The sequence below is a fragment of the Streptomyces sp. SID11385 genome (assembly GCF_010548245.1).
In the GTDB taxonomy this organism is placed as follows: domain Bacteria; phylum Actinomycetota; class Actinomycetes; order Streptomycetales; family Streptomycetaceae; genus Streptomyces.
This window is the reverse complement of record NZ_JAAGLR010000335.1, coordinates 1-292: the sequence shown is the minus strand read 5'-3', so window position 1 is coordinate 292 and position 292 is coordinate 1. Positions and strand designations below refer to the sequence as shown.

The 292-nt window shown below is 78.1% G+C and carries 1 protein-coding gene; it reads left to right on the top strand.

Annotated features, from left to right (window positions below):
• The coding region (locus G3I42_RS10140; RefSeq protein WP_164284468.1) for an iron chelate uptake ABC transporter family permease subunit at nt 1–208 on the top strand (208 nt) is incomplete at its 5' end.
• Between the last annotated feature and the right edge of the window lie 84 nt (nt 209–292).

Here is a 292-nt window from a genome sequence, read left to right as displayed (position 1 = left end):
CGCCGCGCGGCTCGCGGGGCCGACGCGCGTACCCGTCACGGGCGCGGCCCTCACCGGCGCGTTCCTCGTCGCCGCCGCCGACGCGCTCGGCCGGGTCGTGGCGCCCGTCGAGATACCCGCCGGGGTCGTCACGAGCGTGCTCGGCGGCCCCTTCCTGCTCTGGGTCCTGCTCCGCCAGGACCGGGGCCGTACCTCCGGAAAGGCGTGACCGCTGCCATGACCACCACCACCGGGACGCCCGCGGGGCTCGTGATCAGCGGTCTGCGCGCGGGCTATCCGGGCCGCCCCGTCG